The organism is Planotetraspora mira (assembly GCF_016863275.1).
In the GTDB taxonomy this organism is placed as follows: domain Bacteria; phylum Actinomycetota; class Actinomycetes; order Streptosporangiales; family Streptosporangiaceae; genus Planotetraspora; species Planotetraspora mira.
Genome location: NZ_BOOO01000037.1, coordinates 43,934 through 68,634 on the forward strand (window position 1 = coordinate 43,934; position 24,701 = coordinate 68,634).

The 24,701-nt window shown below is 69.3% G+C and carries 25 protein-coding genes and 4 pseudogenes; 11 read left to right on the top strand and 18 right to left on the bottom strand.

All coding sequences use genetic code 11. The annotated features are described in order from the left end of the window. Nucleotides 1-978: a hypothetical protein gene (locus tag Pmi06nite_RS31295; RefSeq protein ID WP_203956775.1), complete on the bottom strand. Its 978-nt coding sequence runs from the start codon at nucleotides 976-978 to the stop codon at nucleotides 1-3. A 231-nt stretch (nucleotides 979-1,209) separates the two neighbouring features. Here Pmi06nite_RS31295 and Pmi06nite_RS31300 point away from each other — a divergent pair, with 231 nt between their 5' ends. Next, nucleotides 1,210-1,380: a hypothetical protein gene (locus Pmi06nite_RS31300; RefSeq protein WP_203956908.1), complete on the top strand. Its 171-nt coding sequence runs from the start codon at nucleotides 1,210-1,212 to the stop codon at nucleotides 1,378-1,380. On the opposite strand, the pseudogene Pmi06nite_RS31305 reads toward Pmi06nite_RS31300, so the two are convergent. After that, nucleotides 1,337-1,972 (bottom strand): annotated as a pseudogene (locus tag Pmi06nite_RS31305) (transposase family protein); the annotation flags it as partial. The gene Pmi06nite_RS31300 and the pseudogene Pmi06nite_RS31305 sit on opposite strands and share 44 nt — an antisense overlap. A 365-nt stretch (nucleotides 1,973-2,337) precedes the next feature. On the opposite strand from Pmi06nite_RS31305, the gene Pmi06nite_RS31310 reads away from it, so the two are divergent. From Pmi06nite_RS31310 to Pmi06nite_RS31320, 3 genes are all read left to right on the top strand, one after another. Beyond that, nucleotides 2,338-3,246: an SDR family NAD(P)-dependent oxidoreductase gene (locus Pmi06nite_RS31310; protein ID WP_203956776.1), complete on the top strand. Its 909-nt coding sequence runs from the start codon at nucleotides 2,338-2,340 to the stop codon at nucleotides 3,244-3,246. A 10-nt stretch (nucleotides 3,247-3,256) separates the two neighbouring features. Further along, nucleotides 3,257-3,460 (top strand): hypothetical protein, encoded by a 204-nt coding sequence (locus Pmi06nite_RS31315; protein WP_203956777.1) that lies wholly within the window; start codon nucleotides 3,257-3,259, stop codon nucleotides 3,458-3,460. Between the two features lie 347 nt (nucleotides 3,461-3,807). Continuing rightward, nucleotides 3,808-4,140 carry an STAS domain-containing protein gene (locus Pmi06nite_RS31320; RefSeq protein WP_203956778.1) on the top strand — a complete coding sequence of 111 codons (333 nt, stop codon included), beginning with the start codon at nucleotides 3,808-3,810 and terminating at the stop codon, nucleotides 4,138-4,140. A 198-nt stretch (nucleotides 4,141-4,338) separates the two neighbouring features. Here Pmi06nite_RS31320 and Pmi06nite_RS43235 read toward each other — a convergent pair. The 3 genes and pseudogenes from Pmi06nite_RS43235 to Pmi06nite_RS31340 all read right to left on the bottom strand — a co-directional run. Further along, nucleotides 4,339-4,500 (bottom strand): annotated as a pseudogene (locus Pmi06nite_RS43235) (hypothetical protein); the annotation flags it as partial. Between the two features lie 105 nt (nucleotides 4,501-4,605). Beyond that, a pseudogene (locus Pmi06nite_RS42200) lies at nucleotides 4,606-4,941 on the bottom strand (TIGR02391 family protein). 206 nt (nucleotides 4,942-5,147) lie between these two features. After that, complete coding sequence (locus Pmi06nite_RS31340; RefSeq protein ID WP_203956781.1) at nucleotides 5,148-6,017, bottom strand: helix-turn-helix transcriptional regulator; 870 nt, start codon at nucleotides 6,015-6,017, stop codon at nucleotides 5,148-5,150. A 139-nt stretch (nucleotides 6,018-6,156) separates the two neighbouring features. Between Pmi06nite_RS31340 and Pmi06nite_RS31345 the strand changes: the two genes are divergently transcribed. After that, complete coding sequence (locus Pmi06nite_RS31345) at nucleotides 6,157-7,011, top strand: NAD-dependent epimerase/dehydratase family protein (RefSeq protein WP_203956782.1); 855 nt, start codon at nucleotides 6,157-6,159, stop codon at nucleotides 7,009-7,011. 78 nt (nucleotides 7,012-7,089) lie between these two features. Here the strand turns inward: Pmi06nite_RS31345 and Pmi06nite_RS31350 are convergent, their stop codons facing one another. The 3 genes and pseudogenes from Pmi06nite_RS31350 to Pmi06nite_RS31360 all read right to left on the bottom strand — a co-directional run bounded on the left by Pmi06nite_RS31350 (nucleotide 7,090) and on the right by Pmi06nite_RS31360 (nucleotide 9,010). Continuing rightward, a complete protein-coding gene (locus Pmi06nite_RS31350) occupies nucleotides 7,090-7,893 on the bottom strand; it encodes an IS110 family transposase (protein ID WP_203956783.1) in 804 nt (267 codons plus the stop codon). A gap of 226 nt (nucleotides 7,894-8,119) precedes the next feature. Then, a pseudogene (locus Pmi06nite_RS31355) lies at nucleotides 8,120-8,269 on the bottom strand (transposase); the annotation flags it as partial. Nucleotides 8,270-8,413: 144 nt separating this feature from the next. Continuing rightward, nucleotides 8,414-9,010, bottom strand: a complete 597-nt coding sequence (locus Pmi06nite_RS31360) for a TetR/AcrR family transcriptional regulator (RefSeq protein WP_203956784.1) — start codon at nucleotides 9,008-9,010, stop codon at nucleotides 8,414-8,416. 114 nt (nucleotides 9,011-9,124) lie between these two features. On the opposite strand from Pmi06nite_RS31360, the gene Pmi06nite_RS31365 reads away from it, so the two are divergent. Together Pmi06nite_RS31365 and Pmi06nite_RS31370 are read left to right on the top strand one after the other, a co-directional pair. Beyond that, complete coding sequence (locus tag Pmi06nite_RS31365) at nucleotides 9,125-9,883, top strand: VOC family protein (protein WP_203956785.1); 759 nt, start codon at nucleotides 9,125-9,127, stop codon at nucleotides 9,881-9,883. Nucleotides 9,884-9,912: 29 nt separating this feature from the next. After that, nucleotides 9,913-10,659: an SDR family NAD(P)-dependent oxidoreductase gene (locus tag Pmi06nite_RS31370; protein ID WP_203956786.1), complete on the top strand. Its 747-nt coding sequence runs from the start codon at nucleotides 9,913-9,915 to the stop codon at nucleotides 10,657-10,659. Nucleotides 10,660-11,616: 957 nt separating this feature from the next. Here Pmi06nite_RS31370 and Pmi06nite_RS31375 read toward each other — a convergent pair. Next, entirely contained in the window at nucleotides 11,617-11,883 is a 267-nt protein-coding gene (locus tag Pmi06nite_RS31375; RefSeq protein WP_203956787.1) for a DUF6504 family protein, read from the bottom strand. 139 nt (nucleotides 11,884-12,022) lie between these two features. Between Pmi06nite_RS31375 and Pmi06nite_RS31380 the strand changes: the two genes are divergently transcribed. After that, nucleotides 12,023-12,199 (top strand): hypothetical protein, encoded by a 177-nt coding sequence (locus Pmi06nite_RS31380; protein WP_203956788.1) that lies wholly within the window; start codon nucleotides 12,023-12,025, stop codon nucleotides 12,197-12,199. Here Pmi06nite_RS31380 and Pmi06nite_RS43045 read toward each other — a convergent pair. After that, complete coding sequence (locus Pmi06nite_RS43045; RefSeq protein ID WP_373317342.1) at nucleotides 12,189-12,587, bottom strand: ClpX C4-type zinc finger protein; 399 nt, start codon at nucleotides 12,585-12,587, stop codon at nucleotides 12,189-12,191. The genes Pmi06nite_RS31380 and Pmi06nite_RS43045 overlap by 11 nt on opposite strands. Between Pmi06nite_RS43045 and Pmi06nite_RS42205 the strand changes: the two genes are divergently transcribed. Beyond that, on the top strand, nucleotides 12,474-12,707 hold the full coding sequence (locus tag Pmi06nite_RS42205) for a hypothetical protein (RefSeq protein WP_239114331.1): 234 nt from the start codon (nucleotides 12,474-12,476) through the stop codon (nucleotides 12,705-12,707). The two genes, Pmi06nite_RS43045 and Pmi06nite_RS42205, sit on opposite strands and share 114 nt — an antisense overlap. Before the next feature lie 161 nt (nucleotides 12,708-12,868). On the opposite strand, the gene Pmi06nite_RS31390 is transcribed toward Pmi06nite_RS42205, so the two are convergent. The 4 genes from Pmi06nite_RS31390 to Pmi06nite_RS31405 are packed head-to-tail and all read right to left on the bottom strand — an operon-like array spanning nucleotide 12,869 to nucleotide 19,516. Next, the gene (locus Pmi06nite_RS31390; protein WP_203956897.1) at nucleotides 12,869-14,665 is read right to left on the bottom strand and encodes an allophanate hydrolase; all 1,797 of its coding nucleotides are present in this window, start codon (nucleotides 14,663-14,665) and stop codon (nucleotides 12,869-12,871) included. Nucleotides 14,666-14,670: 5 nt separating this feature from the next. Next, nucleotides 14,671-18,129 (bottom strand): 5-oxoprolinase/urea amidolyase family protein, encoded by a 3,459-nt coding sequence (locus Pmi06nite_RS31395; protein WP_239114337.1) that lies wholly within the window; start codon nucleotides 18,127-18,129, stop codon nucleotides 14,671-14,673. Nucleotides 18,130-18,131: 2 nt separating this feature from the next. Continuing rightward, nucleotides 18,132-18,722 (bottom strand): urea amidolyase associated protein UAAP2, encoded by a 591-nt coding sequence (locus Pmi06nite_RS31400; protein WP_203956791.1) that lies wholly within the window; start codon nucleotides 18,720-18,722, stop codon nucleotides 18,132-18,134. Further along, a complete protein-coding gene (locus Pmi06nite_RS31405) occupies nucleotides 18,719-19,516 on the bottom strand; it encodes an urea amidolyase associated protein UAAP1 (RefSeq protein WP_203956792.1) in 798 nt (265 codons plus the stop codon). Before Pmi06nite_RS31405 ends, Pmi06nite_RS31400 begins: the two co-directional genes overlap by 4 nt. A 121-nt stretch (nucleotides 19,517-19,637) precedes the next feature. Between Pmi06nite_RS31405 and Pmi06nite_RS31410 the strand changes: the two genes are divergently transcribed. Beyond that, entirely contained in the window at nucleotides 19,638-20,294 is a 657-nt protein-coding gene (locus Pmi06nite_RS31410; RefSeq protein WP_203956793.1) for a TetR/AcrR family transcriptional regulator, read from the top strand. Here the strand turns inward: Pmi06nite_RS31410 and Pmi06nite_RS31415 are convergent. The 3 genes from Pmi06nite_RS31415 to Pmi06nite_RS31425 form a co-directional block, all read right to left on the bottom strand. Further along, a complete protein-coding gene (locus Pmi06nite_RS31415) occupies nucleotides 20,220-21,761 on the bottom strand; it encodes an amino acid permease (protein WP_203956794.1) in 1,542 nt (513 codons plus the stop codon). The genes Pmi06nite_RS31410 and Pmi06nite_RS31415 overlap by 75 nt on opposite strands. Nucleotides 21,762-21,866: 105 nt before the next feature. Further along, nucleotides 21,867-22,412 carry a hypothetical protein gene (locus Pmi06nite_RS31420; RefSeq protein WP_203956795.1) on the bottom strand — a complete coding sequence of 182 codons (546 nt, stop codon included), beginning with the start codon at nucleotides 22,410-22,412 and terminating at the stop codon, nucleotides 21,867-21,869. A gap of 677 nt (nucleotides 22,413-23,089) precedes the next feature. Next, complete coding sequence (locus tag Pmi06nite_RS31425) at nucleotides 23,090-23,461, bottom strand: ester cyclase (protein ID WP_203956796.1); 372 nt, start codon at nucleotides 23,459-23,461, stop codon at nucleotides 23,090-23,092. A gap of 106 nt (nucleotides 23,462-23,567) precedes the next feature. Between Pmi06nite_RS31425 and Pmi06nite_RS31430 the strand changes: the two genes are divergently transcribed. Continuing rightward, entirely contained in the window at nucleotides 23,568-24,140 is a 573-nt protein-coding gene (locus Pmi06nite_RS31430; protein WP_203956797.1) for a TetR/AcrR family transcriptional regulator, read from the top strand. A 257-nt stretch (nucleotides 24,141-24,397) separates the two neighbouring features. Here Pmi06nite_RS31430 and Pmi06nite_RS31435 read toward each other — a convergent pair whose 3' ends face one another. Further along, a complete protein-coding gene (locus Pmi06nite_RS31435; protein ID WP_203956798.1) occupies nucleotides 24,398-24,571 on the bottom strand; it encodes a hypothetical protein in 174 nt (57 codons plus the stop codon). Nucleotides 24,572-24,701 lie beyond the last annotated feature (130 nt).

Consider the following 24,701-nt stretch of genomic DNA (forward strand, 5'->3'; position numbering starts at 1 on the left):
TCACCGCGCCGGGCGGCGGCCCCCAGCCTGGGCCGCGAGTTCGGCATGAACGCCGAGCAACTGTCGCGGACGTGCCCGACTATCGCCCTCCCTGCCCCGGCGGCCGGCTCGGCTGGTTGCCGTGGGCGTAAACGTGGGTCTCGAAGTCCACGACCGACCAGCGGCCGATCGCGTAGATGCGCTCCTCCTTCTGCCCCACGGTGGGCGGAGGGTTCTTGTCCAGGTGGTAGTCGCCCTCGGACTGTTTGACACCGCCCTTGTAGCCGCCCTCGTTTCCGCCGACCGTGCGCAGTGACTTTCGGCGTCGTCGTAGGAGATCGCGGTGGTGATGTGGTCGGGCCGGACGTTGCCGTGGTTGTCCTTGAGCACGATGTCGCCCGGTCTCGGGGTGAACCGGCCGTGCGCGTCGTAGTAGTCCTCCAGATGGAACTGGGTGAACCAGCCCTTGTACGTCCGGTCCTCCGCGAGCGGTTTGACCAGGCCGCCGCTGCCTTCTGGGGCGGGCAGGACCCAGTACTTGCGCGGGGCGCCTCGCCCGGTGTGGAAATCCTTGAGCGTCTGCCAGGTGGACGAGGCCGAATTCCACACCCAGGTCGGCTCGCCCTGATAGGTGAAGACGCGCTCGAGTTGGTCGACGTGCTGGTGGAAGCTGACGGCTCCGCTGGCCGTGGTCGGGTCGAGACCGATGCTGCGGGCCTTGGTGTAGGCGAACTCGCCGCACCAGTCGGCGTCGGAGATCCCCCATTTGGCCCGGGCGTCCTGCTGGTCCACGCTGTCGAGGCCGCGCTGCTTGACCTGGAGTTGCAACGCCGCCAGCACCTTGTCCTGGACGGTCCGATCGGGATGTTCATACTCCGGCTTGAGCAGCGCGTGCCGCAGCTCGCCAAGGATCACGGCCTGCTTGGCGGACACGGCGGCCTCGGTGGAATCGTCGGCCTTCCGGCTGGCGGGCAGGGTGTCCTGGAGGTCCGCGACCATGGTCGTGAGCCGGTGCCTGATCTCGGTGAGCCCCTTGACTCGTTCGGGCCCATCACCGCCGATGAGATCCTCTGACGCGACCTGCAGGCGTGGTGGAAGGACACCCGGAGCCTGCCCACCGATGACGCCGCCAAAAAGTCCCTCTACACCAGGCTCGGCTCCTGCCTGCCGGAGAACTCCCGGGCCCAACAGAACCTGTTCACGCTCTACCACGAAATCCACGGCCCGAATGTGCAGGGGCTGCCTGCTCTCCTGCCCGAGGTCTGGCTGCACTGGGACCCCAAGACCGTCCGTGCCCGTGGCACCGAAGCGCTGCTCCGATTCCGCATGGACTTTCTGCTTCTCCTGTCCCGCGGCCAGCGCGTCGTCCTGGAGGTCGACGGACGCCAGCGGCGCGGTTGACCTCCTTCTGTGCGCGGGAGAGCCGTGGCCGGTGGCGGTGGCGTTTGAACGGGGTGCGGATGGTGCCGCCGGCCCCTTGGTATCCTTTGTCGGCGAACGTCTTCATGTTGCTGCTGGTGAGTGCGTCGATGAGGCCGACCGTTCGGGGGGCGGTCAGGTCGTGCGTTCTCCCTGGCAGGGCCAGCGAGGCCCAGACGAGCCGGCCGGCGAGGTCAGCCACGACCTGGATATGCATACCGTGGCGTTTGTGCTTGCCGGAGTAGTAGGGCTTTTGGTCGGCGACGCGATCGATTGGGATCAGGGTGCCGTCGAGGATGGCGTAGGCCAGTCGAGAAGCTCGGACGGCGGCAGCGTGTAAGTCGTCAGCGAGGGCTGCCAGGAGGTCGACCGACTCCCGCACATAGCGCCAGGCTGTCGTGGTGCCGATGCCGAACCCAGCGGCCAGGCGGGCGTAGGTATCCCCGTCGCGCAGGTGGGCCAGCACCAGCAGCGCTTGCCGGCCCGGATCCAGGCGCCGCCACCGGCATCGACGTTGGGCACGCTGAGCGCGGATGAGAACACGGGACTGCTGCGGCGATACGTGGGCCCGCATCTCGGCAACGTCGCGCTGAGCAAGATCGATACGGCGATGGTTCGCGAGTGGCGGGCGACGCTCGTGGGAAAGGCGTCGGCCCATCCGAGGTGGCCAAGTCCTACCGCTTCCTCCGCGGAGCCGTTCCCCGACACCGGAGCGCGCGGTGGCATCCTGCGGCGCAGCAACTTCCGGCGTGCTGCCAAGTGGGACGAGAACACAAGGAAGATCGGCTTCCTCGGTCTCCACTTCCATGATCTCCGGCACACGGGCAACACGATCGCGGCCGGCTCCGGCGCCACTGGATCGGCTTGCCGGACGCTCGCGCAACTATGCCGGAGGCTGCAGCATTCCACGTCCAGACTCCGGTTCCTACCGTAGGGGTCATGACACTTATCAGCACTCCGTTCAACGCCAAGACCACGGCCGCGGAGGTCCTCGCTGGCGTCGACCTCACTGGGCGACGGATCATCGTCACCGGCGGTGCCTCCGGGATCGGCCTGGAGACCGTCCGGGCTCTGCGGGGCGCGGGGGCCGAGGTCACCGTGGCGACGCGCAACCCCGCCGGCGGCGAGCGGGCCCTGGACTTGAGCGACCTCGGCTCGGTGCGCGCGTTTGTGGCCGGCTGGTCCGGGCCGGTGCACGCGATCGTCGCGAACGCCGGGATCATGGCGGTGCCCACCCGCCAGGTCGCCACCAACGGCTGGGAGCTGCAGCTGGCGACGAACTTCCTCGGTCATTTCGCGCTGGTCACCGGCCTGCACGAGAACCTGCGGCAGGCCGGCGACGCGCGGGTGGTCACGGTGAGTTCCGGCGCTCATCTGGGCGTGCCGTTCGACTTCGACGACCCGCACTTCGAGCGACGCCCGTACGACCCATGGGCCGCGTACGGGCAGTCGAAGACGGCCGAAGTCCTGCTCGTCGTCGGCGTGGCCCGGCGCTGGGCCGCCGACGGCGTCACCGCGAATTCGCTGAGCCCCGGCTACATCCACACCAACCTGCAGCGGCATCTCGACGATGCAACCATGCGGGCGTTTGGCGCGATGGACGATGAGGGAAACCTCCTGACCCCGGACTACTACAAGACCCCGGAGCAGGGCGCTGCCACCTCGGTGCTGCTTGCCGCGTCGCCGCTGCTCGACGGTGTGACCGGCCGCTACTTCTTGGACAACCAGGAAGAAGGGGTAGTGCCGGGCGGCCCGGACGCGACCGGCGGCGTAGCGGACTGGGCGGTCGACCCGGCCGTTGCCGACCGCCTCTGGGACTACGCGCTCAAAGCAACACTCAACGGATGATCACCAGCCAGTGAGCCCACGTCGCACCCGGCTCATCGCGGTGTCCGGGCTGGCCATAGTTGCTAGTCACCCCTCGCTGCTGCAGGGGTCGTCGCAGCCGTCCCACGCCACGGCGCCGGCGACGGCGCAGGACCGGCACGGGCAGCCCGGTCCGCCCCTCACCGCCCTGCCTCCCATCATCAACGACGCGAATCCTGACGACGGCGCGCGTTGATGTAAACCAAGAGCACGGGCAGGATCACCACCACGATCACGAAGACACCTACTAGCGCGAGCTCCATACCTCCATAGGACTCAACGAGCGCCCCCGGTCGATACCACCGCAGGGCAATATTCGCGTTGGGCGCCGGGATCCCGGTCGTCACCCCGCGGGCCGCCATATGGGCCATGCCGGACGCGTAGCGGTTATTGACCCTCTACCAGTAGCCGTCGCGGTGCAGCGTGACGCTGCAATAAGGGCATTACGCTTTCTTGGTTCTGCTCATACTAAAGGCCGAACTGCAATCTGGTATCAAGGTGCCATTCCCGGCAGTCACGTTCAGCTGACCTGGGAGGTGAATCATGGAGTTGCTGAACGTCACAGTCGAGCCCGCTCACCAACAGGTCACCGTCCGGGTGCGCGGCGAGATCGACATAGCCACCGCCGATCACCTACAGCACATCCTTGACGCAGCCCTTCAAGAGGCGCAGGTCTCACGGCTGGAGGTGGATATGAGCGGAGTACGTTTCATGGATTGCTCAGGCCTCCGGGCGTTGCTGCACGCCAAGGAGCGGCTGGAAAAGGACGGCGGCACGATAACCCTGGTGAATCTGACACCACAGGTCGATCGTGTGCTGTCGATCCTCGGCTTCGACCATTCCCTCAGCCCCAATCTGCTCGACTCCAAAGCCTGAAGGGCTGCGATGCGCACGATTGGAGGACGGCCCCCGCCTCGTCTGGTCGAGGCGGGAGCCGTTTCTGTCGAGCACGAGCGCGCACCCTCTCCTTGACGGCGCCCACCGTTGAAGGTTCGAGGCGTTGTCGAACGTGGACCAATCGTGGCGGTTCAGCCTCAGGGTCATATCCATCTGCGCGGCCCGGGCGTCAGCCAGCGCCTGCTCGAGGTCCTCCGGGACCACCGCCTCCTGTTTGGCGATGTCGATCGAGGATGGCATGAGGTCGTCGTCGACGATCTCCTTGACCTGGGCTTCGGCCGCGAGGAAGTCACGCTGCGCCTGAACGAGGTCGTCCGGAAAGTTGTACGACTCGGCCATCGTCTCTCCCCCACTTGAGCGGCTGCGGGGAGGAGCCTACTGCTGGCGCCCCACGATCCAATCGCAGACACGAGACCGTACGCCAGGCACCTAGGGCTGGGCCGATCAGACCGTCTCGACCTTGGCGGCGTCGACCCATCGGGCGAGCACGCTGAACGCGGCCAGTTGCTCAAGCGCCTCCGCCTCGGGCAGCTCGTTCTGCACGGTGTGGCTCGTCGGGTTGCGGATGGCCCTGTAGCAGCCCTCTGCGTACGCGGCCGCCCCGTCCTGGAGGCTGCTCTAGGTGGGCGACCCGTCGTCGGCCATGAGGCGCAGCCGAGACTTGCCCGGCTCCGGCGCCTTGGTGGTGAAGGCCTGGCGGAAGAGGTCCTTCTCGGACACGTCCTTGCGACCGCGCCTATTCTGCGTCTCGGCGTTGAGCTTGACGGCGGCCGCGTGCACCGCCTGCCGGTAGTCCCCGGACTGCCACAGAGATAGGGCGCGACCACGCAAGCCATCGCGAGCAGGGCAGCATGATCCGCCGTTACATCGCCTGGCGAAACCGCAACGCCGACAATCCCCGCCTACGGCGCATCGTCAAAAAGGCAAGCATGGCCTGACGCGGCACTGGCACCGTGCGCTCGATCGCGGGAGACGGGTCCGTGCCGTCAGGGCTCGTTCGGCGCCCTGACGGTCCCGCTCGGTGTCATGTCCTGCAGGCCCACCACCCGCAGGAGTCGGAGTCGTTCGTGGGATTCCGTGCCCGGGCGAGCCGTGTGGAGGACGAGGAGGTGGTGGTTCTCGTCGTTGAGGAGGATTTCGCAGTCCAGTTCCAGAAGGCCGACCACGGGGTGCCGGAAGCGTTTCGTGGTCGCTCGGCGTACCGCCACCTCGTGTTGGTCCCAGAGAGTCGCGAACTCGGCACTGGCTGTGCGTAATTCGGCAACCAGGGCGGCGGGCGCGGGGTCGGCCGGGCGGGATGCCGCCACCGCGCGCAGGTTCGCCACGTGCACTCGCGCGTGCTCCTCGCGGTCTTCCGGAGGGACGATTTCGCGCGCGGTCGGGTCGAGGAAGTAGCGGCGGAGCAGGTTGCGGTCCCTCGGCGGGCGGGCCGAGGCGTCGCCGGAGAGTGCCTTCGACAGCGCGTTCTGCGCCAGGACATCGCCCAGGTCGGTGACCACCGAGGCGGGCGCGTCATACAGGCGGTCCAGGACGAGGAGGAGGCCGGGGCGGACGTGGCCGGACGGGACCTCGTGGCGTGGCGGCTCCTCGTCAGCCAGGTGGAACAGGTGGGCCCGTTCGTCGCCCGTAAGACGCAGGGCGCGGGCCAGCGCCGTCAGCATCTGACGAGACGGGTGTGGGCCCCGGGACTGTTCGAGGCGCGTGTAGTAGTCGGTCGACATGCCGGTCAGCGATGCCACCTCCTCACGCCGCAGACCCAGGGTGCGCCGCCGGGGGCCGGCCACCAGACCCACGTCTGAGGGGTGGAGGCGGGTGCGGGCGCGGCGCAGGAAGTCGGCGAGTTCGGCGCGGTTCATCCCTCCAGGGTGGCCCCGATCGCCCGGCTGATCCAGGGACTGACGGTCCCATGATCGGAAGGTCTCTCCCGTTCGTCCCGGTCCGACCCCACAGTGGTGGCGCCAGATCGTGGGGCATCAGATCGTGAGGAGATACACCGTGTTGACACTGGTGACGGGTACGACGGGGCAGGTCGGGCGGCGCTTCGTGCCGCGGCTGCTGGCGCAGGCCCAGGCGGAGGAGCGGGTGCGGGTCCTGGTACGCGACGCGGCGCGCGGGGAGCGGTTCGCGGAACTGGGTGCCGAGGTCGTGCTCGGTGATCTGCGGGACGAGGAGGCCCTCGGCAAGGCGGTGGCCGGGGTGGACGCGGTCGTGAATGTCGCCGCGTCCTTCCGTGGAGTGCCGGACGAGGAGGCGTGGGCCGTCAACCGGGATGCGGCGGTGGGGTTGGGACGGGCCGCGCTGGCCTCCGGTGTGCGGCGATTCGTGCAGGTCAGCACCGGGAACGTGTACGGCTCTGGTCGAGGCCGTCCGATGACCGAGGACGACGAGAGCCGGCCCGGCGGCGAGCTGTGGGGCGCCTACCCGGAGTCCAAGGCGGCCGCCGAGCGGGAGTTGCTGGCGCTGGACGGAATGGATGTGCGCGTCGGCCGGCTGCCTTTTGTATACGGCGACGGAGACCCGCATCTCGCCCAGTCGCTGCGCTGGGCCGCGAACTGGGCACCCGCCCAGCGGCTGCAGATGGCTCATCACGTCGATGTCGCCCAGGGGCTGATGCGCCTCCTGTACTCACCGGCGGTGACAAGCCCGATCTACAACATCGCCGACGACTCACCCGTCACAGCGGTTGAGCTGCACCAGCTCAACCGCGTCGAGGTGCCCGCCGACATGCACACCCGGACCGACCCCGACCCGTGGTTCGGGATCATGTCCACCCAGCGGATCCGCCGGGACCTCGGCTTCCGGCCCATCTATCCGAGCGTCTGGGCCGCCCGGGACGCCGGAGCCCTCTGACAGCCAGTGCCCGGCAGGCAACGTTTGCTCCATCGTCTGGCGAGCCAGGTGATAGGGCAAACGTTGTCTGACGCGGCACTAGCTCAAACGGTGCTTGACCCAAGCGCGACCTGCAGCGATGAGGAGGACAGCGGCGCTATCAGGGCCGATACCGGGCTGCTGCAGGAGCACTGGAGCTGCAGTCTCAACGGCCGTCGTGATGCGCTTGGACAAGTCGTTGACCTCTGTGGTGAGGTACTGGATCCTCTCGGCCAAAAGTCTGAGTGTGTAGAGCATGACGGACGCGGTATCGGTGGCTGTCGCAGACTCTAGGGCGACGCATGCGCTGATCAGGCGTGGGACAGACAGTCCTGCTAGGCGATCGCGTAGGTCGGGGTTAGCGGACACCAGCAGTGCTTTGAGCTGATTGATGGACTGAGTTCGAGCCTTGATCGCCGAGTCCTTGGCGACTTTGAACACCCTCAGCATCTCCACTGGGCCGTCGGCACTCTTCGGGGTAGCGTTCGCCTCTCCGGCCAGGACGGCCCGCGCCGCGTTCTCCGCGTCGATCGCGTCGTTCTTGCCTCGTCGGCGTCGGACTGCCCGGTTCGGCCGGTTGACCTCGAGGACCGTGAACCTCTCGGCTTGCAGATACCGTGCCAATGCCGCCCCGTAGGATCCCGTGCCTTCGACTCCCGCGCGTTGGACCTCACCAAGTGAGCGGGCCCAGGCGACGAGCTGCTGGTAGCCCGATGTCGTCGTCGGGAATGTGGCGTGCGCGACCACGCCGCCGGTCACGGTCAATACTGCGGCGACGTGGATGTCCTTGTGTGTATCGGCTCCCAGAACGATTTGCTCGATCTGGTGCTCGCCTTCGGGCACGGGCATGCTGACGGTGGTCATCTGGCTCCTTGCACGACATCAGAGGGGATGGCCGTCGTCGGGCGGGCGTGACGGTCAGAACTGTGATGGTGCCTTGTAGCGGCAAGGCCCCTATCGGGACACGTCTGCCGGTCCGACGCCAGCAAGCACCGCCCGGAGCAAGGACCGGCAGATCAACCCACAGGCAACAAGGCCAGTTAGACCACGGGCCAGGACCTCGTCCGGGCGGCACGAGAAGATCCTCACAGTTGGACCAGATCTGTTTCCGGATCTCTCTCGGGAACTGCGCGAAGGCGAGCAGGTCCTCGCGGGCTTGGTCGAGATGGTCGGCGGCAGCCGGGTATTTGGCGGCCAGGGCGTCGATGACCCAGGCGTGCTGGGCTCGGACTTGCTCGGCGGCCGTTCGGCGTGATCATGCCGTGGCCACATCCCCTGGCCCGTATCCGGCCGCTTGGCACCTGACCTGCGCAGACGCCGCAAGGGCGAGATCGGCGACCGGTTCGCGCCTGTGAGAGCGGCCCGTCCCGCCGAGACGGCGGGCTCAGCCCCGGACGGCGGCGATGGCTGCGTCGAGCAGTTCGTCGAGGGGCTTCTCGCCCCCGGACCGGGTCCATTCGTCGACGGCGACATCCAGACAGGCCAGCGCGGCGGCGACGATCGCCTCGGCCTGGAGCTGCCGGGACGCCGCGGATCCCTCCAGACGGGGTGTGATGCCGGGCACGAGCAGTTCGTTCCACTGGGCGTGTTTCTGCCGCTGGGCGGCGCGCAGAGCGGGCGTGGTCGTCAGGAGAGTCGACCTGGCGAGGGCGATGCCCCCATCGTCATTCAGGGCTCGGAGCGGCTCGTCCAACGCGCGGCGCAGCGCCTCCCATGCCGGCTCCTCGGCCGGGCGCGTCCGCAGAGCGGCCGCGATGTCATGGCCTACCTGTGCCATGGACCCCACGACCATGTCCTCTTTGGTGGCGAAGTAGCGGAAGACGCTGCGTCCCGACATCCCCACCGCTGCGGCGACCTGCTCGATCGTCGTCTCTTCGTAGCCCTGCTCCACGAACAGGGTCATTGCGGTGTTGGCGATCTCGGCCTGGACCGCGCGGCGAGTCACCTCGCGCAGCCCGGATCGCGGTGGGGCGGGACTCATCACGGTCGCATCATAGCATGATGATTTCGTCATCAAATGCCTCGGTTGTCAGTCACTGACAAGCTCGTCTATGGTTGACATCGATCGAGAAGACTCGAATCTCTTGGGGGAGACATGGACGTCGATCACTACGAGGACGGCGTGCCGTCCTGGGCCGAACTCACGACACCAGAGCCCGCGGCCTCCGCGGCTTTCTATGGCCGGCTGTTCGGCTGGCACTACACCGATGGCCTGTCCGGCAAGGGGAGCGACCGGACCGCGGTGCTGCGGGCCCGGCCGGTCGCCGCGTTCACCGAGAACGCGGGCGCCGAGCGCGCCACATGGACGACGTATGTCAACGTGGCCGATGCCGACGAGACCGCGGCCAGGGTCACCGCCGCAGGCGGCGGCGTCCTCAAAGCTCCGGCGGACGTCTCGGCCGCCGGTCGATCCGCGCTGCTGTCCGATCACAGCGGAGCGCGGTTCGCGGTGTGGCAGCCCGGCCGGCATCGAGGGGCGGGCGTGGTGAACGAGCCCGGCACGTTCTCGTGGGGCGAGCTGATCACCGATGACGTCGAGGCGTCCGCGGACTTCTACGGCTTGGTCTTCGGCTGGACGGCGACCGCTCCGGAAGGCACACTCGGACGCCGGGAGTGGCGGCTGAACGACCGGCCCGTCTCCGGACTGCTTCCCCGCCCACCCGCCATGCCTGCCGAGATCCCGCCGTACTGGGACGTGTACTTCACCGTGGCCGACGCCGCCGCCACGGCCGACACGGTCACCCGCCTCGGCGGAACGGTCCTCATGGGGGTGACGCCCGTCGCACACGGCGTCATCGCCGTCTTCACCGATCCGGCGGGCGCGGTGTTCACCGTCCTGGCCTCCGGCCGCTGACCGGCCCACTCACGAAAGGAGGGATCCCCATGTCAGTCAACGGCAAAGTAGGCATCGTCACCGGAGCGGGCTCCGGGCTCGGTGAAGCAGGCGCCAAGCGCCTCGCCCGTGAAGGCGCCAAGATCATCGTCACTGATCGCGACCCGGAGTCCGCCGAGCGTGTCGCCGAGGAGATCATCGCCGCCGGGGGCGAGGCCGCCCCATTCACCGCCGACGTCGCGGAATTCGAGCAGACCCGGCGGCTCGTGGAGTTCGCGGTCACCACGTACGGCCGCCTCGACATGGCCTTCAACAACGCGGGCGTCACCCCGCGACTCGTCGACGTCCACGAGATCGACCCGGAGGACTGGCTCCGGGTCATCAGCGTCAATCTCACGGGCGTCTTCAACTGCATGAAGGCCCAGCTGAGCCACTTCGTGGGCCAAGGCGGCGGCGCCGTCGTCAATATGGCCTCCACCGCCGGGGTGATGGCACACGCCGGGAGGGCCGCCTACTCGGCCTCCAAACACGGCATCGTGGGGCTGACGCGCTCCGCCGCGGTGGAATACGCCCGCCGCGGCATCCGGATCAACGCCGTCGCGCCCGGCCCGATCGACGGGCCCTCCGCCTGGGGCCTGCCCGCCGAGGTACGGGCCGCGATCGCCGCCAAGACGGCGATGAACCGGCCCGGCACCATGGAGGAGGTCGCCGGCGTGGTGAACTTCCTGCTCTCCGACGAGGCGGCCTTCGTGACCGGGTCGGTGTACGAGGTCAACGGCGGCCAGACGCAGCTGTGACGAAACTTGGGCCTTAGTGCCGACGGTGTTGCGGCTGAGGGCGTCAGGTGTGCCACGGGAGGATCTGGTTCGGCTGCTGGCTGGCCCGATGGGTGTGAAAGCCGATGGGGCTCGGAAGTGGCTTCAACGACTGGAGGGGCGAACGTCTGGGAGCGAGTGATCTTCATTCGCCCTGACGGCTCTGGAGCGTTTCTACCGGACGCGCCCGGCGCGGCCCCGTGAACGCCAGGAGACGCCCCAATGCGGCCCCGTCTGCCGAGCGTTACGGCTTGGGGCGCTTAGTGCATTTCGAAGATCGGCAACGACGGAGAGTCGCCCACCTACTCACAGTGTCGCGGCTCTCCGTCGTTTCCCCGGATATGCGGGGTTCTTGGGGGCATGTGCGATGGCCTGGGGGCAAGGGTGAGGCCGCCGGCCTGGTCTCCGGCCACCGGGGAGCACCTAGAGCAGTTCACAAGTTGGGACGCCGGCCATCAATGGATCGCGGAACGTCTACGGTCCGCATGAAGGACGCAGAAGTGAAGGGACCCGGAAGCCACCGGGACCCTTTTCGCGTCCTTGGCCTGCAGCGGCGGGGTTGCGGTTTCATCCCGCGGCTATCCCGGACGCGGCATCTGACCAGGAAAAACAGGCCAAGATCCATCCCGCGTATATCCCACGATCAGCGACAACCGGCGGCTCTCGGCGACCTACGGCTGCATGGCCCTGGAAAGCAAAAGAGGCCCCGTGGGGCCTCTGAGCTGGGATGATCCCTGGCGGCAGGTGCAAGGTTCGAACGTGCGTAGGCTGAGCCGACGGTTTTACAGCACGTGACCTTTCCTTGCCGCTCATTACATCTGACCTGCGGCGAAGCCTTGCTGTACGGCTCTCGCCGGCAAGATCATTGCATGCATATTGCACGGCCTGGCGATCAAGCTTTGGCTCCTGCCGTTCCGGGCGCGCGAATGCCCTTCGATATCAGTCCAAGATGCTGGCGAATCGCCAGCCTTCGTAGTGGTGCTCGATCTCGACCAGGCCCTGACCCTTGCTGGATGATGCCCGCACGCGGTAGTGCCGCACCTCGTGGTCCATCGGCTCGGGTAGCGGGTCGATCCACCATGGGCGCATGCTCCGCCAGTCGTGGACCAGTTCGATCACCGTGTTCTCCCGCTCTCGCCACACGAACGTGCGAGGCGATCCGTCCTCGTTCTCGGTCGCCTCGCAGGGCTCGTTGTACACACGCATCGAACCAGAGTGCACCCCCGGGTCCGTGGGCGTCGGAGCATCATCCTCCGAGCGGCCAGCTGAGCTGAGCACAAAGCCCCGGCCTCCGGACGAGGATGCGGTTTCGTGGTCTTGACCTGCAGTTTTCTAGCATCACGACATGGCCATGTGGGTTGGCGTTAACGGGTTCGAGGTCGAGGCGATCGTCCTGGACGGCCGGCAGCGCCTACGGGTGAAGCAGCACGGCTACCTGGTGGCCTACTGTGCCACCGTCTGCGAGGTCGCCCGGCATGTGGACCTTGCCGACCTCGTCGAAGTGGTCGAGTTCAGGCGGTAGCGCGAGCCGCCTTCCGCAAAGCCATCCGCGCAGCTTGCTGACCTGGGCGTAGACGTCGTGAACATGTACGTGACGTGAGTAGCCAGGGGTCGGCCGCTGGACGTAGTGGCCATCCGGTGCGGAGGCCGCGTGGTTCGGCGCGCAGGATCTCTACGGCGGTCTGGGCGCAGCTGCCGCAGATCCAGACGCCGGGTCCGGCGACGAGGGGGCCCAGGTCCTTGCACCCGCAGAATGAGCAGGCCCGGTCGGTGTTCTTGCTCTTGCCGATGCGGCGGTGTCGGCGTTGGACCGGGACGATCCACTCCTCGACCTCCTTCTTGACGCGGGCGGGTTCGACACCGAGGTCGTTGAGGACGCGGCGGGCGGAAGACCCAGGGTCCAGGGCCAGGCAGAACAGCAGGCGCTCGGTCCGGAACTGGGATTGGCCGCGCCGGGCGGCCAGCCTCCGACCGTGGGGCCGTCTTCGATGTGGACGACGTGCGCGGTGGGCATGGCGGAGGAGGGGTAGGCCGCGCTGATGACGCCACTGGCGTCCAGGCGCAGGAAGTCCGCGGCGTGTAGCTGGGCCAGGATCGTGCGGCCGTCGGTGCAGCCTCGTCGAGCTCGGTCGTCGACCCTCCTCGCCGGAGACTTGTCGCCCGGTGGTGCTACCGACGCCTCGACGAGCGCTCACCCCGCCGCCAGGTAGGCTCGCCAGCCACCGTGAACCGTGATGTCGGTCGCACCCGCCAGGCCCTCCGGCGTGCACACGAAGCCGGTCACCGTGCTGCCGTCGGCCAGCTCGACCTGGCCGAGCGCGAGCGGCCGGGGCACCTCGGCGAGCAGGCTGCCCAGGCCGTCGGGCGGTAGTTCCCACACCTCGACCTCGATCGGCGCGCCGCCCTCGGCCGTGCGGACCAGGCCCGGCTTGGGCGGGGTGGTCGGCAGGGCGTACAGGCGGTAGGCCGAGGCGGTGGTCGTGGTGGCGACGAGGTCGGCGCCGCGTCCGGTCAGCTGGTGATTGAGTGGCTGGCCGGTGAGGTGAGCGCCCACGACGGCCAGGCGCAGGGGCAGGCTGAGCGTCTCGGCGATCGCCGCCAGGTGGTCGTCGGCGTGCGGACGGCCCAGCAGCATCACGCCGAAGGGCCGCCTGCCGACCGTGCCTGCCGGTACGGCCAGGGCGGACAGGCCGAACAGGTTGGTGGAGTTGGTGAAGCGGCCCAGCCTGGAGTTGGCGGTCAGAGGCTCGGCGGCCACCTCGGCGAGCGTTGGATGGCCGGGGGTCGTGGGTAGCAGGAGGGCGTCCGCGTCCCCGAGGTTCCCCATGGCCTGGGCTCGCAGGTCCGCGAGGGTTTCCTGGTCGGCGAACAGGCGGTGTGCGGGGAGCGCGGCGGCGGCCATGATGATCCCCGCGACGGTGGGGTCCAGGTCGGGACCCCCCTTGGCGACGAACTCGCCGACCGCGCTGTAGCGCTCGGCCACGAAGGCACCCTGGTAGAGCAGTTCGGCGGCCTGCAGGAAGGGAGCAGGGTCGATCGGGAGCAGTTCCACGCCGCGGAACGAGCGGGCGGCGCGCTCGAAGGCCTCCGCCCAGCCGGGGTCGAGCTCGCCGAGCGCGTCCACCGCCGGCACGGCCACCCGCCAAGGCCCCGGCCGCCTGGACGGCACGGCCACCTCGCCAGCCGACCCCACGGCCGACCCGGTCGCCGGTCGACCAAGCGGCCTCATGGCCGTCGCACTCGACGAGCCGGTGCCCCGCCCAGCCGCGGCATCCGACGAGATGGGCTCCCCCGCCGCCGCGGTGCCCGACGAGGCGGACGCCGCTGTCACCGATGAGGCGGCCATGACGGCGAAGGCGCGGCGGGCCTCGGGCAGGGTGCGGGCGAAGACGGTGACGCAGTCGAGGCTCCGGCAGGCGGGCATGACGCCGTCGGTGGGGACGAGGCCGTAGGTCGGCTTCAGCCCCACGATCCCGTTGAAGGCCGCCGGGACCCTCCCGGAGCCCGCGGTGTCGGTGCCGAGCGCGAAGTCCACGATCCCGAGCGCGACCGCGACCGCGGAGCCGGAGCTGGATCCGCCCGAGACATAGGAGGGGTGGATGGCATTGGGCACCGCCCCATAAGGGCTACGTGTCCCGACCAGCCCGGTGGCGAACTGGTCGAGGTTGGTCGTGCCGAGCACCACCGAGCCGGCTGCGCGCAGCCGTGCCACCACCTCGGCGTCACGCTCGGGCAGGTAGGCGTAGGAGGGGCAACCCGCCGTGGTAGGCAGGCCCGCGACGTCGATGTTGCCCTTGACCGCGAAGAGTGTCCCGGCCAACGGCAGGGCCGGGTCTATCGCGGCGGCCTCCGCCTCCACCTCCTCCTGCGGGCGCAGGGTGATCCACACCTCGGGCCGGTCCACCTCGGCGATGCGGGCATAGGCCCGCCGTACCCTGTCGACCGCCACCGGAGCGCCGCGCCCATCCGCATGCCGTACTCCGTCCATCGCCGTCACGCCCGCTCTCCTCTCACCACGACCAGCGCGGTCCCGGCATCGACCTGGTCGCCGGGCTTGACCAGGACCCGCTCCACCACCCCGGCCACCGGGGCCACGACAGCCGACTCCATCTTCATCGCCTCCAGCACGACGAGCCTGTCCCCCACCTCGACCCGCTCGCCAGGCGTGACGGCCACCTGCCAGACGCTGGCCGCGAACTCGGCCACCACCCCTCCCGCGGGAACCTCCGTCGAGGCAGGCGGCGAGTCGGCGGGTTCGGAGCCCCGGGCGAACTCGCCGGAAGCCTCCCAGGCGGCACGCTCGGCGGCGAAGGCCGCGGCCTGCCGTTCCCGGAAGGCGGCGATAGACGGCGAGTGGGCGGCCAGGAAGCGGCGATAGTCGGCCAGCGAGAACGAGCCGTCCTCGATCTTCAGCTCCAGCCGCCCGGTCGCCATGTCCGCCCGCAGGTCGAGCAGCTCCTGCGCGCTGACCGGGTACCAGCGGATGCGGTCGAAGAAGCGCAGCAGCCAGGGCTTGTCCTGCCGGTAGGTCGACCAGACCTGGACCGTGCGGCCGACGAACTGGTAGCCGCCGGGCCCCTCCATGCCGTAAATGCACAGGTAGGCGCCGCCGATGCCGACGGAGTTCTCCGCGGTCCAGGTCCTGGCCGGGTTGTACTTGGTGGTGACCAGCCGGTGCCGCGGGTCGAGCGGGGTGGCCACCGGCGCGCCCAGGTAGACGTCGCCGAGCCCGAGCACGAGGTATTCGGCGTCGAAGACGGTGTCGTTGACGTCCTGCACGCTCTCGAGCCCGTTGATCCGGCGGATGAATTCGATGTTCCACGGGCACCAGGGAGCGTCGTCACGCACACCCGCCATGTAGCGTTCGATCGCCTCGCGTGTCGCCGGGTCGTCCCACGACAGCGGCAGGTGCACCGTGCGCGAGGGCACCACCAGGTCCTCGACGGGTGGCCGCCCTGCTTCGACCTCCATCAGTACGGCCAGCAGCCGCTCCTGCGCCAGCACGGCCGGATCGAGGTGGACCTGGAGCGAGCGGATGCCGGGGGTGATGTCCACGATGCCGGGCAGCCGGGCCGCCTCCACCGCCTCGGCGAGGGCGTGCACCCGCATGCGCAGGGCCAGGTCGAGCTCCATCGGGCCGAACTCGACGAGGAGGTTGTCGTCGCCGCTTCGCCGGTAGGTGACGTCACCCCGGCGGGCCAGCACTCCCCCGTCGCCGGGCTGGCCGACCGCCGAGGGCAGACGGACGAAACGCACCGTGTCACCCGGCCGCAACTGGCCGATTTTCCACCGCTCGCCCGTCACGACGGTGGCGGGGCAGACGAAGCCGCCCAGTGAGGGCCCGTCGGGTCCGAGGATGACCGGCATGTCGCCGGTGAAGTCGATCGCCCCGACCGAGTAGGGCGTGTCGTGGATGTTCGACGGGTGCAGTCCCGCCTCGCCGCCGTCGGGCCGAGCCCAGCGCGGTTTGGGGCCGATGAGCCGGACGCCCGTTCGCGCCGAGTTGTGGTGCACCTTCCAGGTGGCGGCGTAGAGGTCGGCGATGTCGTCGTCGGTGAAGAACTCGGGCGCGGCGTGCGGCCCCTCCACGACGCCGATCTCCCAGGTGCCCGGCTCCCAGGCTCCGCTGGTCCCGGTGAGCCCCCGGCGGACTGTCCCGCCGCGCAGCACGTCGCCCGCACGCAGCGCCCGACCGCCGTGGCCGCCGAAGTTGCCGAGCGTGAAGGTGGCAGCGCTGCCCAGGTAGGCGGGCACGTCCAGGCCCCCGGCGATCAGCAGGTAGGTGCGCATGCCGGTCGGCGGGGCGCCGATGTCGAGCGTGGCGCCCGCCGCGACGGTCACCGGCTCCCACATCGGGATCGGCGCGCCCTCGAGGGTTACGGGAGCGGGCGCGCCGGTGACGCAGAGCGTGGTGGCGTGGGTGAAGCGCAACGCCGGACCCTGCAGCATGCTCTCCAGTCCCGGTGCGCCCGGCTCGTTGCCGAGCGCCTGGTTGCCCAGGCGGAAGGAGCGGTCGTCCATCGGGCCCGACGGCGGCACGCCCACTTGCCAGTACCCGGTGCGGCCCGGCCAGTCCTGGACCGTGGTCAGTATGCCGGGCCGGATGACCTCGATGCGCCGCGAGCTGTCGCCGATCCCTGCGAGGGTGGCGGTGTGGTGCGTGGCCGCCAGCACGGCGGGGTCCTCGACGACGGCCCGCAGCAGGGCGAGGTTGGTCTCGACGCCGTCGATCCGGCTGGCCTCCAGGGCCGCACCGAGCCGGGTCAGCACCGTCTCGCGGTCGGGCCCGTGCGCGATCACCTTGGCCAGCATGGGGTCGTAGGAGGTGGTGACAACGGTCCCGGCCTCGACCCAGGTGTCCACGCGGACGTCGGCGGGGAACTCCACCCGGGTGAGCAGCCCGGCGCTCGGCCGGTGGTCTTTGCTCGGGTTCTCCGCGTAGACGCGCGCCTCGACCGCGTGGCCGCGCGGCTGCGGTACTCCTGCATCCAGCGGCGAGCTGTCCCCCTGCGCCAGCCGCAGCATCCACTCGACCAGGTCAACGCCGTAGCGTGCCTCGGTCACCGGGTGCTCGACCTGCAGGCGGGTGTTGACCTCCAGGAAGTATGGCTGGCGCCGCATGGGGTCGTAGATGAACTCGACCGTCCCGGCCGAGCGGTAGCCGACGGACTCGCACAATCGCACCGCACTGTCGGCCAGCAGGTCGCGCACCGAGTCGGGCAGGCCGGGGGCGGGCGCCTCCTCCAGCACCTTCTGGTTGCGGCGCTGCAGCGAGCAGTCCCGGTCGCCCAGGGCCACGACGCGGCCCCGGCCGTCGCCGAACACCTGCACCTCGACGTGGCGGGCGCCCTCGACGAGCCGCTCCAGGAACACTCCGGCGGTGGCGAAGTTGGCCGACGCCACGTGCTGCACGCTCTGCCACGCCTCGGCCAGCTCCGCCGCGTCGCGGCAGGCCCGCATCCCGATCCCGCCGCCGCCGCCGGTGGCCTTGAGCATCACTGGGTAGCCGATCCGCTCGGCGGCGCTCTGCGCGGCCGCCAGGTCGGCGAGCAGGCCGGTGCCGGGCAGCAGCGGGACGCCGGCCGCGCGGGCCGCGGCGCGGGCGGTGTGCTTGGCGCCGAACAGCTCCAGCTGCTCCGGGGTGGGGCCGACGAACGCCACACCGGCCAACTCCACCCGGCGTGCGAAGGCGGCGTCCTCCGACAGGAAGCCGTAGCCGGGGTGGAGTGCGTCAGCGCCGGACTCGATCGCGGCGTCCAGCACCCGGTCGGCGTCGAGATAGCTGTCCTTGGCCGGAGCGGGGCCGAGCCGTACGGCATGGTCGGCCAGCCGGACGTGCGCAGCGCCGCGGTCGGGGTCGGAGTAGACCGCGACGGTCCGCAGGCCCATCCGGCGGGCGGTGCGGATGATCCTGACAGCGATCTCGCCCCGGTTGGCGACCAGCAGGGCCATGCTCACTGGATCGTTATCCTCACCGGGGTCGGGTCGAAGCCGTTGCACGGGTTGTTGATCTGCGGGCAGTTGGAGACGAGCACTAGGACGTCGGTCTCGGCACGCAGCGTCACCCGCAGGCCGGGGGCGGAGATGCCATCCACGATGCCGAGTGTGCCGTCGGCCTCCACCGGGACGTTCATGAACCAGTTGATGTTGCTGACCAGGTCGCGCTTGCCCAGGCCGTGCCGCAGGCCCTCGGCCAGGAAGTTCTCCACGCAGGCGTGCTGGGACCAGGTGTGCTGGCCGTACCGCAGGGTGTTGGACTCCTTGGAGCAGGCGCCGCCGACCGTGTCGTGCCGGCCGCAGGTGTCCTCGACGACGGTCAGCAACGGCGTGTGCTCGTTGGACAGCAGCACGGTGCCGGTGGTCAGGAAGATGCCGCCCTGGGCTTGGACGGTGTCCTGGGCGCTGTAGCGCACGGCGGTGTCATGGGCGTCGTAGATCAGGCAGTCGACGGCCTGGTTGCCGCCGAGGTCGGTGATGGTCAGGTTCTGGCCGACCCGGACCACCGAGGACCAGGGAGCGCGGGCGGGAACGGTCACGTCGGTCATCGCATGCCCCTGGCGGTGAGGTGGTCGGCGGTGTTCTCGAAAGCGCGGCGGCCTTCGGGGGTGGCCTCCCAGAGCGGGTCGCCGGGCGCGGTGGGCTTGCCGGAAGAAGCGGCCACCTCCAGCAGGCCGCAGTTGTAGTCGGGGCGAGGGTCGATCGGGTGGGCGGCGTTGGCGATGAGGATGGTCACCGGCATTTCCATGCGGAGCGTGACGCTCGCGCCGGGGCCCGCCGAGCCCGTGAACTCCAGGCGTCCCGACTCGGGGTCGACGCGGACGCCCTGGAAGAAGGAGATGGAGGGCGGCAGGTCGCGCGGGCTCAGCCCGTGCTTGGCCGCGGCCAGCTTGAACAGCTCCCGGCCGGCGAGCGAGTCGCTCTGCGCGGCGCCGTCGCCGTAGCGTTCGGTGTTGCGACGCAGCGTGGAGACGCCGCACATGGTGTCGGCGGGCGCGGTCGACTCCAGCACCGAGGCCAACACCCGGCCCTGGTCCGACAGCAGGAGGTGGCCCGCGCCGGGGTAGGCGTTCCACAGGACCTTGACGGTGTCGGCGATGTTGAGCCGCTCCCAGGGGCGGTCGGTCACGTAAAGCAGCAGGTGGGCGCAGGCATCGCCGGTGACGTCGGTCAGGGTCAGCTCCGTGCCGCGGGCCAGGGCGCGGTGCGTGTAGTTGGCGCCCGCGACCGTCTCCGACCAGGTCAGGCCTTCGGGGGCTGGCACGCGCGGCATGGCCGGGACCGTCGTGCCCTCCTGGGCGCGGGCGTGCTCGCGCGCGCCGTACGTGGTGGCTGTCGCCATCGGGCTCCTCCTTGATTTCTGTCGCTCGACAGAAATTAAGATCGCGACGTTTCGCCCGCGGATCCCGGGTGTTTCATTCCTGTGAAACGGAGGGGTTCGCGGCCTGTGAAAGGATCAGTGGGTGAGCAGACGAGGGGTGGGACGGCCGCGTGCCGTCGCGCGTCCCGACACCGGCCTGTCCCCGCGCGAGGAGCTCCTGGCGGCGGCAGCGGAGCTGTTCACGGTCAACGGTTACAGCGCCACCACCACCCGGGAGGTCGCCGAGCGGGCTGGGATCCGGCAGGCGACCATGTACCACTACTTCAAGGGCAAGGAGGCGCTGCTCGCCGAGTTGCTGGAGAGCACGGTGCGGCCGTCGCTGGAGGCCGCGCGCCTGCTCGCCGCCTCCGACGCGCCCGCAGGGGCGCGGCTGTGGGCGCTGGCGCACCGCGACGCGGCGCTGCTGTGCTCGGGCGAGCACAATCTGGGCGCGCTGTACCTGCTGCCCGAGGCCGACCGGTTCCTCGACTTCCAGGAGTTGCGGACCGCGCTCAAGCAGGCCTACGCAAACCTGCTAGCGCCGATCACCGCCGGGCTGCCACAGGCCGAGCGTGACCTGCGCGCGGATCTGGTCTTCTCCGTGGTGGAGAGCGTCATCCTGATCCGCAGGAACGCCTCCGCCCTCGCGGTCGAGGCGATGGCGGAGGCGGTGGCCGACGCCGCGCTACGCGTTGGCGGCGTCGGTGAGGGCGACCTCGCCCACCCGCGTGAGCTGGGCCGCGCGCTTCTTCCCGGCTGACCACCGGTACAGCAGGCCCGCGCCCACCGCGGCGGCCAGGAACAGCACCGTGAACCACTGGAAGTACCACTGTCCGCTGGCCGGGGCGTACACCTCGACCCGCGGCCAGGCCAGGTTGACGGCCATGCCGACGCCGTAGACCACGGCCAGCACGTTGACCGCCAACCCCCAGCGGCCCAGTGAGAACAGCGGCTTGCCGTTCTCGTCCACCCCGGCCGGGGCCCCGCCCGGCCACGAGCCGCGCAGCCGTTGCCACAGCAGCGGCCCGGTCACCATCGCGTAGGCGATGTACAGGGCGACGATGCAGGTGGTGCCGATCGCCAGGAAGGCGTCGGGCGAGACGAAGTTGATCGCCACGATGAGGGCCGCCAGGAGGCCGGTGACCAGGGCGGGGCCGGTCGGCATGCCGGTGCGGGGCGAGACCCGGGCCAGCTGTGCGGCGAAGGGCACGACGCCGTCGCGGGCCATCGAGAAGAGCATGCGGGTCGCGGAGGTCTGGATCGCCAGCGTCGCGACGCAGATCGCCACGACGACGTCGGCCAGCAGCAGCTTGCCCACGCCGTCGCCGAGGGTGCTGGTCAGCACGTAGGAAAGGCCCTCGGTGGCCAGGCGGCCGTCGGTGAGGCTGGGCGCGGCCATCAGCGCGGCGAAGACGATCAGGCAGGCGAGCAGCCCGGCCGCGCCGAGCGCGGTGATGATCGTACGCGGCGCGACGGCGGAGGGCTTGCGGGTCTCCTCGCTCAGCTCGCCCGCGCTGTCGAAGCCGATGAGCACGTAGGACGCGGCGAAGGCGGCCACCAGCAGGGCGGCGAAGGCGCTGCCGGGCAGGCCCGTCTCGAAGGTGATGGTGGGCTCGCGGTCGGCGTGGGTGAGCAGCAGCACGACGATGAGGACCGCGCCGATGATCTCGGCGGTGACCCCGATGACGTTGATCCGGGCCATGATCTTGTTGTCGAGCAGGTTGACCACGGTGGTGGCGGCCAGTAGGAGCACGCCGAACAGCGCGGCGTTGGCCGCGCCGTCCGCCGACACCGGCGAGGGGTCGGTGCCGATCAGCTGGAAGCCCGGCCAGATCGCCGGGAGCACGACCTGCAAGGCCAGCGCCGCGGCGGCGATCACCACGACCTGGCCGAGCACCATGATCCAGCCGGCGAACCAGCCGAACGTCGCGTTGCCCAAGCGGCTGGACCACTGGTAGATCGCCCCCGAGATCGGGTAGCGCGCGGCCAGCTCTGCGAAGCAGAGCGCGACCATCAGCTGGCCGGTCAGCACCAGCGGCCAGGTCCAGAAGAACGCCGGGCCGCCGAAAGAGAAGCCGAGGCCGAAGAACTGGAAGACCGTGGTGAGGACCGAGATAAAGGAGAAGCCGGCCGCGAACGAGGCGTAGCGGCCCATGCTGCGGTGCAGTTCCTGCCGGTAGCCGAACTTTTCGAGGACGCTCTCGTCGGTGGGGGGTGAAGGCGCCATTGGGTCTCCCCGGGGAGGCAATTTCTGTCGATTGACAGATAAGTAACGCCGCTCTGTTTCTCCCACGTGTCCCGGCAGTTCCCCGGCAGTAAAGCTGCCCTCACATCAGCAGGTGCGCAGCATGTTCAGCAGCGCCGTCTTCTCCTTGCACGTCACGAAGAGCTTGTAGTGGTGCTTGACGGTCCAGATGCCGGACGGGTCGGCGGTGATGGCGGTCAGCCGAGGGCCGGTCGGGTCGGGCGGGGAATCGTCGGACGGGGGCGGGGCCTTCGGCAGCGCCGAGGTCAGGTTGATCCGGACCCAGGCCTTCCCGTCGAAGTGGTGCACCCAGGGGGCGTCGCCGTCGAGGGCCCAGATGTCGGAGGTGGAGCGGGCGCTGACTCGGAAGGCGTGGAAGGAGACGCTCTGTTCCGACCAGGTGGTGCCGTTGTAGTGCCAGGCCTTGTGGTCGCCGAAGACCCACACGTCGTTGTCGGAGGTGACGGCGAGGCTCCCGGCCGTCGCGGGCAGCTTCTGGACGATCGTCCAGGTGCGTCCGTCCCAGCGCAGGACGGAGGTGTCGCCCTCGTCGCCGGTGAGTGCCCACACGTTGGAGGGGGTGGAGGCGGCGACCGGGCCGATGTCGCTGCTTCGGAAACATGATCGAAGCATATGAAGACCACCAGAACGGCACATGAGTATTCGTACTCAGCTGGATGGGCGTAGGGCCCAGAGGCGTTCGTGGCGATGGGGTCGTTGCTGGGGAGCCGGCGCGGCGGCAGGCTGAGTCCCGGCAGCGGATCGAGGAGCTTGGTGAGGAACTCGCCGAGGTGCGGGCGCGACTGGAGGCCGAGGAGGATCGGTTGTCGCGGTCGCTGATCGCGCAGGAGATGGTGACCGAGAGAACCAGCGCTTTCGCCACCGCCGTCACCAGGACGAACATACCCTCACAGCCTGATCGAATCAGTCACTGCGGAAGAGCCATACTCAACGGAGTAGCCCTTCTCAAACGCGTTCTTAGAAGGGCGGCCAGTCCGGCTCATTGGTTCTACGCTTGAGTTTCGATACCAGGCATCAGCGAGTTCGGGTACCAGTTGGCGATCTTCGGAGCAGGTTCGGCGAGTGAGTTTTGGTACCACTCAGCGGGGTCGGAAGGGCGGGCTGGTGTCGGGTGTTCCATCCCGCCGAAGTTGACGCAGATCCCAGCAATCTGACGTATTCGACGGTTGTCCCATCGATCCTGACGCATGATCACTAAGGTGCTGATCACTGTGTTGGCCAGTCCCGTGCCTGCCTGTCGCATGTGCTGGACCGCACGAGCGACCACCCCCTGGGTGGCGAGGAAGTTACTACAGGGGTTCGGCGAACGCCCAGTGTTCGACGAGCCGGCCGTCTTGCACCCGGACCATGTCCATCCCCTTGATCTCGAAGCGTTCGCCGGTCGGCGGCTGTCCGAAGAAGTCCCCGGTGTGCGTGCCGCGGATGGTGTAGCGGTTGGCGACCCACTCGCCGTTCTCCACGCTGTGCTCGGTGATGACCTCCATGTCGGGGCAGCCCGCTCTCATGTGCTCCCATTTGCGCCGCCAGTCCTCGCGGCTGGCCCGCCGGCCTTGGTCCAGGGACTCGGGGGCGATGTACTTCAGGCCGGTCTCCAGATCGCTGTCCTCGCGTGCCGCGATGATCGCCCTGACGACCGCCGCCGCTCCCATCTCTTCGGCCATCTGCTCTCCTCCAGTGAATCCGGTAATTAAGTGGGGACAAGTCCCCGTTTGCCGTTCAAGACGATACGGGGATTCGTCCCCGGTTGGCAAGTAGGATGATCCTGAAATGGCTTCTCAACCATCACGACGGCGGGCTGACGCGCAGCGCAACCACGAGCGCCTGCTGGCGGCCGCTGAGGCCGCGCTCAACGCCGACGGCGTCAACGCCTCGCTGGACGACATCGCCAAGGCGGCCGGAGTTGGAAACGCCACGCTCTACCGGCACTTCCCGACCCGCGAGAAGCTGATCGAGGCCGTCTACGATCACCGGATCCGGACGCTCTGCGATGCTGCCGGAGAGCTGGCCGCATCGCAGGAGGCCGGCGAGGCGCTGATCGACTGGCTACGCGCCGTCGTCTGCCACATCACCCAGAGCCAGGTGCTCGGTGACGCGTTCATGGCCGCCTACGAGGGTCCTGCCGACGTCGAACCGCCGCAGATCATCGCCTGGCACCAGGCTCTACGCGAGGTCGCCGCCCCGCTGCTGGGCGCGGCCCAGGTGGCCGGAGCCGTACGGCCCGACCTCGACGTGGTCGAGCTGCTCGCCCTCACCACCGCCGTGGCCCGCGCCGGGAACCCTGCCCAGGCGGGCCACTTCCTCGGTTTCCTGCTGGAGGGCATCGTCCCCCGGCCCGGCTGAGCCCAGTCCTGGTTCGCAGACAGGAAACTGAACCAGGCATGGCCGCCCCGCTCGGATCGCCGGGCTGGACCGCTGCGATCTGCGTCAAGTCAACGAGACACCCAGGTCGAGGAATCGTCCCACCTACCTGACGCATCCCAGCTCAGACACCGACGCCTGCGTCAGATTTCCTGGGACGGAACATCGGGGATGTGCCTGTTGCCGGGGTGTGTCGGTTCCCAGTCCTGATGGGGTTCCCGGTCTTGAGGGGCCGGTTCTCAGCATCCGATGGTGCGGACGGTCACGTGGGCGCTGGATGTCGTCTGGTCGATCCAGTCGGGTTCGGCTTGGGTGATGATGAAGGTGGCTCCGTCGTCGTCTTGCTTGACCACCAGGTAGGGGGTGGTCTGGTAGCTGGTTGGCATGACGCCGACCAGCGGCAGGTGCCGCATGTCGCCTCGCCAGCCGACTTGGTCGGCGGCGTCGACGAGGGCCAGGACGGCGGCCAGGACCCAGGCGGTGCGGGCGGTGCGCTGCGGGGCGGGGGGCCGGTCGGCCAGTGGCCCAGCGGGGCGAGCCCGT